Source organism: Mycolicibacter arupensis, assembly GCF_002086515.1.
GTDB lineage: Bacteria > Actinomycetota > Actinomycetes > Mycobacteriales > Mycobacteriaceae > Mycobacterium > Mycobacterium arupense.
Window position 1 is genome coordinate 138,587 of sequence record NZ_MVHH01000002.1, and the last position, 16,536, is coordinate 155,122.

The 16,536-nt window shown below is 67.5% G+C and carries 13 protein-coding genes; 6 read left to right on the forward strand and 7 right to left on the reverse strand.

Going from position 1 to position 16,536, the window contains the following annotated elements:
• Nucleotides 1-66 precede the first annotated feature (66 nt).
• Together BST15_RS02130 and BST15_RS02135 are read left to right on the forward strand one after the other, a co-directional pair.
• Nucleotides 67-465, forward strand: coding sequence for a globin (locus tag BST15_RS02130; protein ID WP_046187638.1), 399 nt, complete (start codon nucleotides 67-69; stop codon nucleotides 463-465).
• A complete protein-coding gene (locus BST15_RS02135; protein WP_046187639.1) occupies nucleotides 465-2,042 on the forward strand; it encodes a glycoside hydrolase family 13 protein in 1,578 nt (525 codons plus the stop codon). Before BST15_RS02130 ends, BST15_RS02135 begins: the two co-directional genes overlap by 1 nt.
• A 13-nt stretch (nucleotides 2,043-2,055) precedes the next feature.
• On the opposite strand, the gene BST15_RS02140 is transcribed toward BST15_RS02135, so the two are convergent.
• Nucleotides 2,056-2,898 carry an alpha/beta fold hydrolase gene (locus tag BST15_RS02140; protein ID WP_046187640.1) on the reverse strand — a complete coding sequence of 281 codons (843 nt, stop codon included), beginning with the start codon at nucleotides 2,896-2,898 and terminating at the stop codon, nucleotides 2,056-2,058.
• Nucleotides 2,899-2,919: 21 nt separating this feature from the next.
• Here BST15_RS02140 and BST15_RS02145 point away from each other — a divergent pair, with 21 nt between their 5' ends.
• Entirely contained in the window at nucleotides 2,920-3,561 is a 642-nt protein-coding gene (locus BST15_RS02145) for a TetR/AcrR family transcriptional regulator (RefSeq protein ID WP_046187641.1), read from the forward strand.
• A gap of 18 nt (nucleotides 3,562-3,579) precedes the next feature.
• On the opposite strand, the gene BST15_RS02150 is transcribed toward BST15_RS02145, so the two are convergent.
• The 5 genes from BST15_RS02150 to BST15_RS02170 all read right to left on the reverse strand — a co-directional run bounded on the left by BST15_RS02150 (nucleotide 3,580) and on the right by BST15_RS02170 (nucleotide 12,083).
• Nucleotides 3,580-4,020, reverse strand: a complete 441-nt coding sequence (locus BST15_RS02150; RefSeq protein WP_082103904.1) for an acyl-CoA thioesterase — start codon at nucleotides 4,018-4,020, stop codon at nucleotides 3,580-3,582.
• On the reverse strand, nucleotides 4,017-8,870 hold the full coding sequence (locus BST15_RS02155) for an NAD-glutamate dehydrogenase (RefSeq protein ID WP_046187642.1): 4,854 nt from the start codon (nucleotides 8,868-8,870) through the stop codon (nucleotides 4,017-4,019). The genes BST15_RS02150 and BST15_RS02155 overlap by 4 nt, the downstream gene beginning before the upstream one ends.
• 52 nt (nucleotides 8,871-8,922) lie before the next feature.
• The gene (gene ettA, locus BST15_RS02160; RefSeq protein WP_046187643.1) at nucleotides 8,923-10,596 is read right to left on the reverse strand and encodes an energy-dependent translational throttle protein EttA; all 1,674 of its coding nucleotides are present in this window, start codon (nucleotides 10,594-10,596) and stop codon (nucleotides 8,923-8,925) included.
• Between the two features lie 80 nt (nucleotides 10,597-10,676).
• Nucleotides 10,677-11,153, reverse strand: coding sequence for a single-stranded DNA-binding protein (locus tag BST15_RS02165; RefSeq protein WP_046187644.1), 477 nt, complete (start codon nucleotides 11,151-11,153; stop codon nucleotides 10,677-10,679).
• A gap of 153 nt (nucleotides 11,154-11,306) precedes the next feature.
• Nucleotides 11,307-12,083, reverse strand: a complete 777-nt coding sequence (locus tag BST15_RS02170) for an LppX_LprAFG lipoprotein (protein WP_083070788.1) — start codon at nucleotides 12,081-12,083, stop codon at nucleotides 11,307-11,309.
• A 179-nt stretch (nucleotides 12,084-12,262) separates the two neighbouring features.
• Here BST15_RS02170 and BST15_RS02175 point away from each other — a divergent pair, with 179 nt between their 5' ends.
• The 3 genes from BST15_RS02175 to BST15_RS02185 all read left to right on the forward strand — a co-directional run bounded on the left by BST15_RS02175 (nucleotide 12,263) and on the right by BST15_RS02185 (nucleotide 15,670).
• A complete protein-coding gene (locus tag BST15_RS02175; protein ID WP_046187694.1) occupies nucleotides 12,263-13,615 on the forward strand; it encodes an MFS transporter in 1,353 nt (450 codons plus the stop codon).
• A gap of 121 nt (nucleotides 13,616-13,736) precedes the next feature.
• Entirely contained in the window at nucleotides 13,737-14,933 is a 1,197-nt protein-coding gene (locus BST15_RS02180; RefSeq protein WP_046187645.1) for a saccharopine dehydrogenase family protein, read from the forward strand.
• On the forward strand, nucleotides 14,930-15,670 hold the full coding sequence (locus BST15_RS02185; protein ID WP_046187646.1) for a nitroreductase family protein: 741 nt from the start codon (nucleotides 14,930-14,932) through the stop codon (nucleotides 15,668-15,670). The genes BST15_RS02180 and BST15_RS02185 overlap by 4 nt, the downstream gene beginning before the upstream one ends.
• Here the strand turns inward: BST15_RS02185 and BST15_RS02190 are convergent.
• Complete coding sequence (locus BST15_RS02190) at nucleotides 15,632-16,462, reverse strand: SDR family NAD(P)-dependent oxidoreductase (RefSeq protein WP_046187647.1); 831 nt, start codon at nucleotides 16,460-16,462, stop codon at nucleotides 15,632-15,634. The two genes, BST15_RS02185 and BST15_RS02190, sit on opposite strands and share 39 nt — an antisense overlap.
• Nucleotides 16,463-16,536: the final 74 nt, after the last annotated feature.

Genomic DNA, 16,536 nt, shown 5'->3' on the forward strand with positions numbered 1-16,536 from the left:
CTGGTCGCACGCCTATTTGCTGTGTGTTCACCGGGCGGGCCCGGCGATGCCCCACAATGGTGGACGATGCAGCCGGTAGAAGAACCCTCGTTTTATGACGCCGTCGGCGGTGCGCAGACTTTTCACGCCATCGTCTCGCGCTTTTATCAACTGGTCGCCCAGGATCCGATCCTGCGGCCGATGTACCCCGCCGATGACATGGAAGGCGCCGAAGAGCGCTTGCGCATGTTCCTCGAGCAGTACTGGGGCGGTCCGCGCACCTACACCGAGCTCCGCGGGCATCCGCGACTGCGCATGCGCCATATCCCGTACCGGATCGGTCCCCTGCAGCGTGACGCCTGGCTGCGTTGCATGGTGACCGCCGTCGACGAGGTCGACCGTGACACCCTCGACGATGCCCACCGTGGCGAGCTACTGCGCTACCTGCAGACGGCGGCCGACTTCATGGTCAACGCGCCGATCTGATGACCGTCGACGACCGCCCCGACCACGCCCCGTGGTGGGCAGACAGTGCGTTTTACCAGGTCTATCCCCGTTCGTTCGCCGACAACAACTCCGATGGGGTCGGCGATCTCGATGGAGTGACCGCCCACCTGGACTACCTGCAATGGCTGGGTGTCGATGCACTCTGGCTCAACCCGGTGATGGTCTCGCCGATGGCCGATCACGGCTACGACGTGGCCGACCCCCGTGACATCGATCCGCTCTTCGGCGATCTGGCGGCACTGGACCGACTGGTGGCCGCCGCGCACGAGCGCGGGATCAGGCTGACCATGGATCTGGTCCCGAACCACACCAGTTCGGCGCATCCGTGGTTCGTCGAGGCGTTGGCCGCCGAACCGGGCAGCCCCGCCCGCGACCGCTATTTCTTCCGCGACGGCCGCGGCCCCAACGGTCAGCTGCCCCCCAACAACTGGGTATCGATCTTCGGCGGGCCGGCCTGGACGAGAGTCGTCGAACCCGGTGGTCCGGGTCAGTGGTATCTGCATCTGTTCGATGTGTCACAGCCCGACCTGAACTGGGACAATCCGGAGGTCTTCGCCGATTTCGAGCGGACCCTCCGGTTCTGGCTGGATCGCGGCGTGGACGGTTTCCGTATTGACGTGTCGCACGGGATGGCCAAGCCGCCGGGCCTGCCGGACATGCCGGTCACCGATGTGAAGCTGCTGGCCCATCAGGACGACGATCCCCGGTTCAATAGGCCGGGCGTCCACGCGATTCATCGAGCGATTCGCCGAGTCATCGACGACTATCCCGACGCGGTGAGCGTCGGGGAGGTGTGGGTGCACGACAACGCCGCGTTCGCCGAGTATCTGCGGCCCGACGAGCTGCACCTCGCCTTCAACTTTCGGCTGCTCCAGGCCGACTTCGATGCCGCGGAAGTTCGCAGTGCGATCGACAACTCGCTGGCCGCGGTCGCTTCGGTGGGCGCCAGTGCCACCTGGGCCTTGGAGAACCACGATGTCGAGCGGGCGGTCACCCGCTACGGCGGCGGGGCGGTCGGGTTGGACCGTGCCCATGCCATGGCCCTGGTGCTGTTGGCTCTGCCGGGCGCGGTGTTCGTCTACAACGGCCAGGAGCTGGGACTGCCCAACGTCGAGCTACCCGATTCAGCCCTTCAGGACCCGGTGTGGGAACGCTCTGGCCACACCGAGCGTGGGCGCGACGGCTGCCGAGTGCCGCTGCCGTGGTCGGGAGACACCCCGCCGTTCGGCTTCTCCGACAACCCGCACACCTGGCTGCCGATGCCGGCGGCATGGGCGGACCTGACTGTCGAGCGGCAACGCAGCGAGCCCGATTCAACCCTGTCGCTCTACCAGCGGGCGCTGGCCATCCGGCGGAGCCGAGAGGAGCTTTCGGGGCGCCGTGTCGATTGGCTGGAGACGCCGGCGGGCATGCTGGCGTTTCGGCGCGGTGGGCTGGTGTGTGTGCTCAACACCGGTGACAGCCCGGTAGACCTGCCGGAGGGCAGGCTGCTCTTGTCCAGCGCGCCGGTCGCCGGGGGCCTCCTGCCGCCCAACGCCGCGGCGTGGCTGGCCTGAGCGACAGGTCCGCTCACCGGCGACCGCTTGTTGCGCCGGCGAATTCGGCGACCAAGTCCGCGAGCCGGTCCGGCTGATCGATCATCGAATAGGTGCGTGCGCCCTCGATGAGTTCGAATCGCGCATGGGGCAGGGTCCGAGCCAGCCGCTTGCCGTCCTCGGCGGGGAAGAACAGATCGTCGGCTGACCAGGCGATGAGCGCCGGCTTGTCGAACGCGGGCAATCGCGCCCCGGCATCGAGGGAGGTCTGCTGGTTCAGCGATGCGGTCAGCAGGCGCAGATCCTCGGCAACGCCCGCGTCGCGCAGGGCGGGTTTGACCCACTGGCTCACCAGGTGATGAATGTCGCGGTGTGCCAGCTTCGCGTAGGCGTAGTGGCGAACCGCGCGCAACCGCATCGGTTGCAGCGCAACACGGAAGGTGACCGCGGTCTTCGCCGCCACGATGAACGGACGGATGATCGGCGGCGGGAAGTGCTCGAAGGCGTCGCAGCTGGTCAATACCAGCGCCCCCAGCCGGTCGGGATGGTTGACCGCGACCAGCTGACTGACCAGACCCCCGGTGTCATTGCCCACCAGGACCACATCGCGGAGGTCGAGCGCCGCCATGAACGCGTCCACCATTGCGGCGATACCGGGCATGGTCCGGTCGGCGCCGGGCCGCAACGCCGTCGGGTGGGCACCGAGCGGCCAGTTCGGGGCGATGCAGCGCAGGTTGCGCGCCGCCAGGCGTTCGCTCACCGCACCCCACATGGATGCGCCCATCGCGTAGCCGTGGACGAACAGGACCGGGCGGCCATCGCGCGGGCCCGCGGTGTCGTAGTGAAGGGTTCCGGCGCCAATGTCGACGGTGGGCATGGGGGCTCCTAACATAGTTACGTGCAACCTGCCGATAACTTACAGACAGCCTGTACGGAAATCAAGCGTCGGACCCAGGCCGAGCGTTCTGCCGCCACCCGGGCTGCGCTGACGACCGCGGCTCGTACGTTGTGGGGGGAACGCGGCTACGCGGCCGTGGGGACCCCCGAGATCGCCGAGGCCGCCGGCGTCACCCGCGGCGCGATGTATCACCAGTTCCCGGACAAGGCGGCGCTGTTCCTCGTGGTCGTGGAAGCCGTGGAGGCCGACGTCATGGCGCGACTCGCCGAGGCGGTGGCCGCCTCCGCCTCCACCACCCCCGCCGCGGCGCTACGGTCGGCGGCCGAGAGCTGGCTGGTGGTGGCCGACGACCCGGAGGTGCGCCAACTCCTTCTGCTGGATGCGCCCACGGTCTTGGGCTGGGACGGATTTCGCGACGTGGCCCAGCGCTACAGCTTGGGTATGACAGAGCAGCTGCTGAGCGCGGCCATGCAGGCGGGCCAACTAGCCCACCAGCCGGTACGCGCCCTGGCTCACGTCCTCATCGGCGCGCTCGACGAGGCGGCGATGGTGATCGCCACCGCCGAAGACCCCGAGCAGGCCCGCGCCGACGTGGGCATCGTGGTGCACCGGCTGCTCGACGCCATGCTCACCGAGGACTGATCGAGCGCGCCGACGCACTCAGCGGATGAACTTCTCCAGGTAGGCGCGGTGGTCCGCGGACAGTCGCACCAGCTTCTGCTCATCGATGCTGAAGGTGGCCAGCTGCGTCTCGGCGATCACCGCCGGCCGCGAGTCCGGGGCCGCGTGCACCGAACGCACCTCGTAGCCGATGGTGAAGTCCACCGTCCGGAGCCGGGACACCCACATGGTCACCTGCAGCGGCGAATCCGTAAGCCGCAGCTGCCCCTTGTAGGCGACTTTGACCTCGGCGATCAGCAGACCAACGCTGGTGATGTCCACGGCGAAGGCCGGCGACAGGAACGGCACCCGTGCCTCTTCGAGCATCGTCACCATGGTCGCGTGGTTCACGTGCTGGTACATGTCGATGTCCGACCACCGCACCGGAACCGCAGCCACAAAACCCACGGTCTCCCCGACCGATCCAGCAGAGTCGCTCACGATGCCGCGCCTTGTCCGCTCGCGCGGGTCATGCTGCGAATCTGACGAGCCGCCACCGATAACGTCGCCAGGTCTCGCTGATCGGATTCGTAGATCTGCGTCAGCGTGCGCTGCGCCCGCAGCACACGCGAGGCGTTGGTCGATTCCCACTCGCTGATCTTCTGCATCCCGTCCTCGTCCGGTTCCCCGACCGCCAGCACATCCACGCACAGCGACCGCACCGAATTGTAGATGTCATCACGGATCGCCAACCGCGCCAAGGCGTGCCAGCGATCATCGCGAGGCAGTTGCGCGACCGCGGTCAGCAGGCCGTCGGTGCCGAGCCGATCCATCAGCGCAAAGTAGGTGTCCGCGACCTCGTCGGCGCCGCGTTCGGTGATGTCGGCCACGTCGATGATGTCAAGCAGGCTGTAGCGGTACAGGCCGATCGCCACGTCTGCGGCCAAGTCGTGAGGCACGCCCTGCAGCTCGAACTCGCGGATGTGCTTGGCGACGATGTCGGCGTCGTCACCGCGCAGCCAGTCCGACATGCGCGGTGTCAGCCGGGCCACCTGCTCGGCGAAACGGTTGATCTCGGCTCCGACGGCCAGCGGCTGCGGGCGATAGTTCAGCAGCCAGCGGCCGGCCCGGTCGATGAGCCGCCGCAGGTCCAGTGTCATCCGGTCGGTGACCGCCACCGGAAGGCCATCGTGCTCGCCGGCGGCACGAATCCGGCGCCACAGATCACCCACCCCGAAGATGGCGTCGGTCGCCACGTAGGCACGCACGGCATCGACCGGGCCCACACCGGCGTCCTCGGTGATCCGATAGGCATAGGTGATGCCCGCGGTGTCGACCACATCGTTGATCAACATCGTCGCGACGATCTCGCGACGCAGCTGATGGGTCCGGATCTCGGCGCTGAAACGCTGCTGCAGGACGCGCGGGAAATAGTGCGGCAGCCGGCTGGCGAACACGTCCTGGTCCGGAAGATCGCTGGCCAGCACCGCCGCTTTCAGGGTCAGCTTGACGTGCGCCATCAGCGTGGCGAGCTCCGGGGAGGCCAGGCCCAGCCCCGCCTCGGCGCGCCGAGCGATCTCCTTCTCCGAAGGCAGAGCCTCCAGTTCACGATTGAGCCCGCGATCGGCGACCAGGTGCCGGATCTGCTCGGCGTGCACCGGCAGCAGGCTCGCGGCGTTGGCGCGGCTGGTGCCCATCAAGTCGTTCTGCGCGGTGTTGTCGGCCAACACCAGGGCACTGACCTCGTCGGTCATCGACGCCAGCAACTGCGGCCGGTCCGCGGTGTCGACCTTGCCGACCGTGACCAGGGCATCGATCAGGATCTTGATGTTGACCTCGTGGTCGGAGCAGTCGACGCCTGCGGAGTTGTCCAGGGCATCGGTGTTGATCCGGCCGCCGGCGAGGTCGAACTCGACCCGGCCAAGCGGGGTCACGCCCAGATTTCCGCCTTCGCCGATCACCTTGGCGCGCACCTGGTTTCCGTTGACACGCACCTGATCATTGGCGCGGTCCCCCACATCGGCGTCGGACTCTGACTCCGCCTTGACATAGGTACCGATGCCGCCGTTGAAGAGCAGGTCGACCGGTGCGCGCAGGATGGCCCGGATCAGCGCGGGCGGTGTCAGCTCGGTGACGTCCTCATCGAGCCCCAGCGCGATCGCGACCTGGGGGCTGACCGGCACCGATTTGAGGTCCCGCGGGTAGACGCCGCCACCGGCGCTGATCAGTGACGTGTCGTAGTCGTCCCAACTGGACCGCGGCAGGTCGAACATCCGCTGCCGCTCGGCGAAGGATCGAGCGGGATCCGGGTCGGGGTCGAGGAAGATGTGCCGATGGTCGAAGGCAGCCACCAGCCGAATGTGTTCGCTGCGCAGCATGCCGTTGCCGAACACATCGCCGCTCATGTCGCCCACTCCGACGACGGTGAAGTCCTGGCTCTGGGTGTCGACTCCCATCTCGCGGAAGTGCCGTTTGACCGACTCCCAGGCACCCTTGGCGGTGATGCCCATCTCCTTGTGGTCGTAGCCGACTGAGCCGCCGGAGGCGAACGCGTCGCCCAGCCAGTAGCCGTAGGAAGCGGCAACGCCGTTGGCGATGTCGGAGAAGCTGGCGGTGCCCTTGTCAGCGGCCACCACCAGGTAGGCGTCGTCACCGTCGCGGCGCACCACTTGAGGAGGCGCGCTGATGGCGCCGGTGGCGTGGTCGACATTGTCGGTCACGTCCAGCAGGCCCGAGATGAACAGCGTGTAGCAGGCCACCCCTTCCGCACGTGCCGCGTCTCGGTCTGCGACCGGGTTGCCGGTGGGTACCGGCGGTCGTTTGACCACGAACCCGCCCTTGGCTCCGGTCGGAACGATGACCGCGTTCTTGACCTCCTGGGCTTTGACCAGTCCCAGGATCTCGGTGCGGTAGTCCTCGCGCCGGTCCGACCAGCGCAGCCCACCGCGCGACACGAAACCGAACCGCAGATGCACCCCCTCGACGCGGGGTGCGTACACGAAGATCTCGAACTTGGGCCGGGGCAACGGCAGCTCGTCGATCAGGCCCGCGTCCAGCTTGAGCGCCAGAACATTGCTTGCCCGAGCTGAATCAGCCCGGGTAACAAAATAATTGGTACGCAAGGTCGCCTGGATCAGCGAGGCGAACGCCCGCAACACCCGGTCGGTGTCCAGGCTCACCACCGCGTCGATACCGGCCGCCACGTCCGCGGCCGCGGCCTGCGCGTCACGGCTGCGATGCGTGCGCGACGGGTCGAACAGCGCCTCGAACAGGGCGACCAGGGCCCGGGCGATGTCCGGATACTGGTTGAGCACCGAGGCGATGTGGTGCTCGCTGTAGGGGAAACGTGCCTGGCGAAGGTATTTGGCGTAGCCGCGCAGCACCACCACCTGCTGCCAGGTCAGTCCGGCACGCAAGACCAGTTCGTTGAATCGGTCGGGCTCGGCGCGGCCTTCCCAGATCGCGGTGACCCCTTCGGCGAACCGCTGTTGGGCGTCGCTGCGTGCGGAGCCCTCCGCCGGGACCTCAATGCTGGGATCGGCCGACACCTTGAATTTGTAGATCCACACCTGCAGGCCGTCGGCGCGCGTGACGGTGAACGGCCGCTCTTCGAGGACCGCCACCCCCATGCACTGCAGCATCGGCAGAAGCTGGCTCAGCGAGGCACCATGCCCGCCGAGGAACCAGGCCAACTGGCCCCCGTCGGCCTCGCCGTAGTCGGAGAACACCAACTTGACCGAATCATCCGCCAGTCCTTCGATGATGGCGATGTCGCCGACGGCCTCGGCCGGCGTGACGGCCTGCTTGTAGATCTCGTCGAAGGCGACCGCATAGTGTTCGGCCACCTCGGCGTCGATGGAGTCCTGTGCCGCCGTCTCCAGCAACCGGTCGCCCCAGGTGCGGGTGGCCTCGGCCAGCAGGCCCTGGATCCGGACCCGGTTGGCCTCACCGGTGTCGGCCGCACGAGCCTTGGGGTCGTCAGACATGCGGACCATGAAATGCAGCAAGGCCCAAGGTGCTTCACTGACGCGCGCGCTGTACTCCAGCCCCACGCCGCCGAACTCGCGGACCAAAATGTCCTCCATGTTCAGCCGCACCGGAGTGGTGTAGCGATCACGTGGCAGGTACACCAGGCAGGAGACGAAGCGGCCGGTGCGATCGCCGCGGAGGAACAGCAGGGTCCCGCGCCGCGAACCAAGGTCGGACACCGCCATCGCCATGTTCAGCAGTTGTTCCGGGGTGATCGCGAAAAGCTCTGAGCGCGGAACGGTTTGGATGATGTCGAGCAGAAGCTGTCCGGGGTGCCCGGGTTCCTTCTCCGCGAGCGCCAGCGCGTGGCGGACGGTGTGGGAGATGACCGGGATCTCGAAGACGTCGGCGTTCATGGCTCCGGCGGTGAACAGTCCGACGAAACGGTGCGCGACGATGCTGTCGCCGGTGTCCTCCCGGATCACCACTACGTAGGTGTGCGAGCTGAATCGCATGTAGCTGGGCACGGTGGCCTGCGCCAGGGTCAAGAGGTTGTCACCGATGAGCCTGGGACGCAGAGACTTCCGCAGCGCCAATACACCCAGTCGAGCGGCGTCCTCGACCAGCACATGTTCGTCGTGGACCACCCCGCGCTGGTACCCCAACAGGACGAAGTGTCCGTCGACCAGCCAGTGCAAAAGCGCCGCGACATCCTCACGGTCCGGGGCGGTGTAGTGGCCGTCCGCGTCCTCCTCGACGTCGGCGGCGAGCTCGATCAGCGCGTTGCGCATCGCCGGGGAGTCGATCGCCACCTGGCGAACGTCAGCCATCACATCGGGGAGCAGGCGGGCGGTCTCGGCCAGGGTGTGCCGGTTGACCGTCGGTGAGAGCTGGACGTGAATCCAGGCCTCTGCCCCGTCGGCGTGGTCGGCGGTCCTGGGCTCGACCGCGCGCAGTTCCCCGGCGGCATCGCGCTGCACCGCGAACACCGGGGTCATGATCCCGACGTAGGCCACCCCGAGCCGGTGCAGCAACACCGCCACCGAGTCCATCAGCATCCCGCCGTGCTCGGTGACCACTTGCAGGGCCGGACCGAAGCCGCAGCCGTCATCGGCCGGATAGACGGCGACCCGGGATTCGCCGGGGAGCCGGTGGCGGGCCAAGCGGGCGTGCGCGGCCTCCAGGGCCGGGGTCACGACGGCGGTGGCGGCGGCCCGGCTGGCCGGATCTGTGTCCGTCGGTTCGGCACTGTCCAGAGAGTCGCTGTGCGACCCGCGGTAAGTCTGGATGTAGGCCGACGCAACCCAAACAGGTATGCCTTGGGGTTCAAGGGGATCGGGAAATGTTGTCCACGCGGTCGATTCCTTGGTGGACTCTGTCATCCCCACCCCTCCTGACCATGTCAGTTCCGGCAGCGCCGCTACCGGACCAACCCTAGTCGCGGGTGAGTCGGCGGTGGGTCACTCGGTGCGGACGCGCCGCCTCGGCACCCAGACGTTGCACCTTGTTCTCCTCGTAGGCACCGAAGTTGCCCTCGAACCAGAACCACTTGGCCTCGTTGTCGTCGTCGCCCTCCCACGCCAGGATGTGCGTGCAGGTCCGATCCAGGAACCAGCGGTCGTGGCTGATCACCACGGCGCAGCCGGGGAACTGCTCGAGGGCGTTCTCCAGCGACCCGAGCGTCTCGACATCGAGGTCGTTGGTCGGCTCGTCCAGCAGGATCAGGTTGCCGCCCTGCTTGAGCGTCAACGCCAGGTTCAGCCGGTTGCGCTCACCGCCGGAGAGCACGCCGGCCGGCTTCTGCTGGTCGGGGCCCTTGAAGCCGAAGGCAGAGACGTAGGCCCGCGACGGAATCTCGTTCTGGCCGACCTCGATGTAGTCCAGACCGTCGGAGACCACTTCCCAGACCGTCTTCTTCGGGTCGATGCCCGCACGGTTCTGGTCGACGTAGCTCAGCTTCACCGTCTCGCCGACCTTGACGGTGCCGCTGTCCGGCTCTTCGAGACCGACGATGGTCTTGAACAGGGTGGTCTTGCCGACGCCGTTGGGGCCGATCACACCGACGATGCCGTTGCGCGGCAGGGTGAACGACAGATCCTTGATCAGCTGGCGTGAGTCGAATCCCTTGTCCAGGTGCTCCACCTCAACGACGGTGTTGCCCAACCGCGGGCCGACCGGGATCTGGATCTCCTCGAAGTCGAGCTTGCGGGTCTTCTCCGCCTCGGCAACCATCTCGTCGTAGCGCTGCAGGCGGGCCTTGTTCTTGGCTTGGCGGGCCTTGGCGCCCGAACGCACCCAGGCGAGTTCGTCCTTGAGCCGCTTCTGCAGCTTCTGGTCCTTCTTGCCCTGAACCTCGAGGCGCTCGGCCTTCTTCTCCAGATAGGTCGAGTAGTTGCCCTCGTAGGGGTAGGCCCGACCGCGGTCAAGCTCCAAGATCCACTGCGCCACGTTGTCGAGGAAGTAGCGGTCGTGGGTGACCGCGAGGATCGCACCCGGGTAGGAGGCCAGGTGCTGCTCGAGCCAGAGCACGCTCTCGGCGTCGAGGTGGTTGGTCGGCTCGTCGAGCAACAGCAGGTCGGGCTTGCTCAGCAGCAGCTTGCACAGCGCCACCCGCCGCCGCTCACCACCGGACAGGTGGGTGACGGGCTCGTCCGGCGGCGGGCAGCGCAGCGCGTCCATGGCCTGTTCGAGCTGCGAATCGATGTCCCAGGCGTCGGCGGCGTCAAGCTCCTCCTGGAGCTTGCCCATCTCCTCCATCAATTCATCGGTGTAGTCGGTGGCCATCAGCTCGGCGACCTCGTTGTACCGATTCAGTTTGCCCTTGATGGGCACGCCTTCTTCGACGTTCTCCCGGACGGTCTTGGTCTCGTCCAGGTGCGGCTCCTGCAACAGGATTCCGACACTGGCGCCGGGCGCCAGGAACGCGTCGCCGTTGTTCGCCTTGTCCAGCCCGGCCATGATCCGCAAGACGCTGGACTTGCCGGCGCCGTTCGGGCCGACCACACCGATTTTGGCGCCCGGCAGGAAATTCAGCGTGACATCGTCGAGGATGACTTTGTCGCCGTGTGCCTTGCGCACCTTCTTCATCGTGTAGATGAACTCAGCCATGCCGGGGTGTCGCCTCCTGGTCTCGCGAAATTGCTCGCTGACCATCCTAGGGGGTCACCCCGCGCCGCTGTCGGCTGCGCTCAGGGCGTCAATGCCAGGCCCGCCATCTCGTCGTCGTCGGCGTCGGAATCCGCCGGGGCGCCGTCCGGGCCGTCGACGTGATCGGCGCGAGCGGCAACCGCCGGGTTGTCCGGTCCGGCCGCGATGATCTTCTCCACCCGGGCCGCGCACCGCGCCAGGTCGGGGCCGACCGCGGTGGCACGCAGCTCCACCGATGATCGGCGGACCCCGTCCTTGTCCTCGTACTCGCTGGTGAAGACGTGCCCGATGACAATCACCGGCAACCCCTTGCTCAACGAGGCGCCCACCCCGGTGACCAGCCGGTCCCAGCAGTTAACCGTCACGAACAACGAGTTGCCCGTCTCCCAGCTGCCGTCGGCGGCCCGCTTGCGCGAGTTGCTGGCGACCCGGAATTTGATCAGCTCGTGGTCACCCACGCGGCGGCGGATCGGGTCTGACGCGATGTTTCCCACCACGGTCAATTGTGTTTCATACATTGCAGGCTTCCTTCCTGGTTGCCGGCGGGCTGACACGCCAGCCGGTGCTGCACCCATTGGGCCGGACAAGCCCGACACGGAAGCCGATTCAGCGGTCGTGAACAGCCGCCGCTGGGGACCAACCGCGCACTGGGGATAACTCCCCCACCTCGGTCAGCGGACCGGCGTCGCGATGGCGACCGGTGCGTTCCAATTCGAGAAGTTCATCTGCACGGCGTCGTCGCCGGCGGCCAGCCTCAGTGCGACCAGCTGGTGATCGGCGGCCTCCTGAATCCAGACCGTGCACGGGGTCCGCTTGGCGACACGCAGCTGCGGAACGATCCTGGTTGCCGCAGCGGCCGAGATCTCGCCGCTGATCCGCACGGTGTGCACGCCATCGACCACGTCGCGGCCGTCGACCTCGGGATCGACGAAGTCGGTCAAGATGTCCGCCAGCCCGGTGCCGGGGCTCAAGATGCCCGCCGCGTCGTAGAGATTGCCGGCCGGCCCATAGTCGATCCAGCGGCCGTTGTCCTGCGACACGAAGAAATCGCCCCCGGACACCGCAAACCGGACATACGCCGGAGCGCCGCGGTAGGCGATCTTGGCGTAGCCCCTCGCCGCAGGAGCCGGGCGCCGGGTCACGTCGGCATCGAGCGCCGTGACCGCCATGTTCTCCACGGTTCCGGTCACCGACAGAGCCAGGTGGACACTGTGGGCGTCGGCCGTGGTGACGCTGGCCTCCTTGAGGATCGCCGCCGCGTCCGGCAGAGGTTCGGTGGATCGCTTCGACGATGTGGCGGGCGCAGCAGGCACAGCGCTGCTCGACGAATGCTGCCCGGCCGCCGCCGATGGCGACCCCGAAATGCTCGGGGAAGGCGCGGATGCGCAACCGGCGGCCAGGACGGCAGCGGCGCTCACCACAAACACGACGGCGACGGGCCTGCGCATGGTCGCCAGCGTAGAGGCGGTCCGAGTGACCCGGCCAGGTTCTTCCGCGGGCCGAGACGTCGCCCGGCGGTTGGTATACGTTGCTTGCGGTGGATACCAGGGGCCGATCCGGCAGCGGTGAACACACGAGCCGCACCACATGGGCCCGCGACGATATCCGGGTCTCAGACCCGGCCGCCATGCAGCGCTCGATCGCCGGCACTGCCATCGGCAACTTCATGGAGTGGTACGACTTCGGCATCTACGGCTTCCTGGCCACCACGATCGCGCAGGTCTTCTACCCCGGCGACAGCTCCAGCGCCGTCGGCCTGATCGCCACGTTCGGAACCTTGGCGGCGGCGTTCGCGGTGCGACCATTCGGCGGGATCATCTTCGGTGCACTGGGCGATCGCATCGGCCGCAAGCGGGTTCTGATCATGACCGTCACGCTGATGGCGGTCGGCACCACGGTGACCGGACTGCTGCCGTCCTACGACGACATCGGAATCTGGGCGCCGATTCTGCTCATCGTCACCCGGATCATGCAGGGCTTCTCCACCGGCGGTGAGTATGTGGGCGCGATGACCCACATCAGCGAACACGCGCCCGATCGCAATCGCGGTGCGCTGGCCGGGTTTCTGCCGCTGGGCACGCTCGGCGGTTACGTGCTGGGCGCGGCGGTGGTGACGGCCCTCAAAACCCAACTGCCCGTTGCCGAGATGCTGCGGTGGGGATGGCGGGTGCCGTTTCTGGTGGGCGTTCCGCTGGCCGCCATCGCGCTGTACATGCGGCTCCGCATCGATGAGTCCCCGGTCTACGAGCAACTCCACAACAACCACAACGCCGCCACCGGCAACGGTAACGGCTGGGGGCAGTTCCAGCGGACCGTCACGCGGCAGCGCGCAGGCCTGCTGATCTGCATGGGTTTGGTGCTGGCGGAGAACGTCACCAACTACATGCTGACCGGCTACCTGCCCACGTATTTCAAACAGGTCGGCGGGATCAGCGGCAGTGGCGGCCTGACGATGATCGTGGTGGCGTTGCTGCTGATGCTGATCACGGTGGTGCCGCTGGCCCGGCTTTCTGACCGCATCGGCCGAAAACCGATCTTGTGGACCGGGACCGCCCTGCTCATCGTCGGGTCGGTTCCGGCCTTCGTCTTGATCGGCCAGGGCGGCAACTACGCACTGCGTCTGCTCGGTGTGCTGATCATCGCGGTGATGCTGCTGTGTTTCTACAGCACCACCCCGTCCACACTGCCGGCCCTGTTCCCGTCCGCGGTGCGCTATTTCGCGGTAGCGATCGGGTTCAACATCTCGGTCTCGATGTTCGGCGGCACGACGCCGCTGGTCGCCGAGACGCTGGTGTCGGGAACGGGCAACGTGCTGGTCCCGGCCTACCTGCTAATGGGCGCGGGTGTCGTCGGGGCCATCACGCTCTGGTTCACCCCGGAGGTGGCCGGCAAGCGATTACCGGGCTCGGGCCCCTCGGTGGCCACCGAGCAGGAGGCCGAGGCCATCGCGAAGGCCGGACTGCGCGATCCGGGGGCCTGAGGCCCACCGAACCTGATGTGGACGCCGCTTACTTGACCTCCTATGCTGACGTAAGCACTGTTAACATTCATCCGGTTCCGGCGAGATCTGACACCGCCGCCTCCACCCGAAGAAGAGGGCCATGAGCATCCCCGACCACACTCCACGCCGCCCTTACGATCTGGTGATCTTCGGCGCCACCGGCTTCACCGGCGGCCTGACCGCTGAATACCTCGCGGCCAACCTGCCCAGCGACGCCCGATGGGCCCTGGCCGGCCGCAACCAGACCAAGCTCGAAGCGGTGCGCGAGCGACTCGCCGGCATCAACCCTGCTGCGGCCAGCCTCCCCCTCCTCATCGCCGACAGCGGCGACCCGGACTCGCTACGCGCCGTCGCCGAATCGGCGCGCGTGGTGATCACCACGGTCGGCCCGTACCTGGAGCACGGCGAGCCGCTGGTGGCCGCGTGCGCTGCGGCCGGCACCAACTACGTCGACCTCACCGGTGAGCCGGAGTTCGTCGACAAGATGTACCTGGCCCACCACGCCCGGGCGGTCGCGAGCGGAGCTCGGCTGGTGCATGCCTGCGGCTTCGATTCCATCCCCCACGACCTGGGCGCCTTCTTCACTGTCACCCACCTGCCGGACGGGGTGCCGTTGACGCTGCGCGGGGTGGTCCGCACCAAGATGATGATCTCCGGCGGGACCTTGCACTCCGCCCTGGCCCAGATGTCGCGTGCACGACAGATGCGACAGGCCGCGGTCGCACGCACCAAAGCCGAGCCGCAGAACGGTGACCGCCGATCGCGCGTCCGGTCCGGCGTTCCGCATCACGACGCCACGCTCGGCCTCTGGCTGTTGCCGATGCCGACCGTCGACCCACAGGTCGTGCAGCGGTCCGCGCTCGCCCGCCCCGAGTACGGACCCGACTTCAGTTATGCGCACTACGCGGGCGTCCAGCGGGTCACCACGCTGGCGGGCCTGTTGGCCGGCATCGGCGCATTCGTCGCGGCGGCGCAGGTGCCGCGGCTGCGCCGGTTGCTCGGTCAGCGCATCCCGCAGGGCGAGGGCCCTTCGGAGTCCCGAAGGGCAAGTTCGTGGTTCACCGTCGACTTCATCGGCGAGGGCGGCGGCAAGCAGGTTCACACTCAGGTCCGCGGCGGCGATCCGGGCTACGGGGAGACCGCGAAGATGATCGCCGAGGCAGCCATGTCCCTGGCCTTTGACGACAACCCGGTGACGGCGGGTCAGGTGACGACCGTCGCGGCGATGGGCGAGAACCTGTTGCGCCGCCTCACCGACGCCGGCCTCACCTTCGAGGTCATCGCGGACAAGCCATGACCACGCCCCCAGCGGCCCCGGAGCCCTTCGTTCCGCCCGAGGCACCCGAGGCACTCGCCGGATTGACCATGCCGCTCGCCGAGGCCATGCGCACCCAGCGTGCGATCCGCCGGCTGCACCTCGATCCGGTCGACACCGATGTCCTCCGAGAGGTGCTGGCGCTGGCGCTGAAGGCGCCGACCAGTTCCAACAGCCAAGACTGGGCGTTCGTGGTGGTCAACGATCCCGCGCAGAAGCGGCGACTGGTGCGCAGCTATCAACGGGCCTTCAAGCTGTTCGGGTGGTTCGCCCGCCGCACCGCCCCCGATGAGCCGACGCGACGTCAGTTGCGGGTCTCGGAATGGCAGCGTGAGCACTACCACGAACTGCCGACTTTGGTGGTGGCCTGCTACCGGCGGACCCTCAAGCACCGGCCGGTGGGGTGGCCGCAGCTCAGGGTCTCGTCGTTCTACGGGTCGGTCTACCCCGCGGTGCAGAACCTGCTCCTGGCGTGCCGAGCCGTGGGTCTAGGCGCGTCGCTACAGACGCTGCCGCTGTGGCAGGTCCGCAACACCCGCAAGGTGCTGCAGCTGCCCCCCGAGATGGTGCCGGTGTGCATCATCCCGATCGGCTGGGCTCGGGGACGCTACGGCCCGACCCAGCGTCCGCCGATCGACGACGTGGTGCACGTCGATCGATTCGGCAACCAGCCGTGGCGATCAGGCCAGGCCGACAAGATCGGCCGAGGCAGTCCATAGCCCCTCGATCAGCTTGGGGTCGTGGGCCTGCCGATTCTCGCGACCGTTGGCGCGGTGGCGGTCGAAGTAGACACCGTTGATCTCGGGGTCGGCCCCCCGCTTGGCCAGAGCGATCAGGGGTGCGGCTCCCTGTTCCGGGGTGATCGCCGCGATGTGGCGCAGCGGTGTGCGGAAGACCAGACCGATGAACCATGAGTCCCGACCGAAGCTGGTGGCCACCGGCCCGGGGTGCACCGCGGCCGAGATGATCCCGTCGTCGGCCCAACGCTGGGCGATGCCGCGGGTGAACAGGATGTTCATCAGCTTGCTGGTCCCGTACGCCCGCGTCTCGAAAGCGCGCCGGCGTCGATAGTCCACGTCATCGAGGTCGACGTGCCCCAACAGATTGCCGCCGCTGGAGGTGTTCAGCACCAGTGCGCCCTGGGCCGCGGCCAACCGGTCCTGCAACAGATTGGTCAGCAGGAAGGGCGCGAGGTGGTTGATCCCGAAGTTGGGTTCATGCCCCTGCGCCGTACGCAGGCGCGGTGCGAACGTTCCGCCCGCGTTGTTCAGCAGGACGTCGATCGCGCCCACTTCATCGCGGATCTGTTGCGCCAGCGAGCGAACCTGCTCCAGGTCGGCAAAGTCAGCGGTCAGCGCGGTGGCACCGGTATCGGCGGCGACCGGCGCCAATTTCTGGGCCGAGCGGCCGACGACAACCAGGTTGACCTCCGGTCCGGCCAAGGCACGCGCCGCGACGGCACCGATGCCGTCACTGGCGCCGGTGATCACGATCGTTCGGGGTGAGGTCACTGCACGGTCTCCTTCGTAGAACGCCTCCGGGCGCCTTAAGTTAGCGACGCTTACACATGCGGGCTGCTAACATT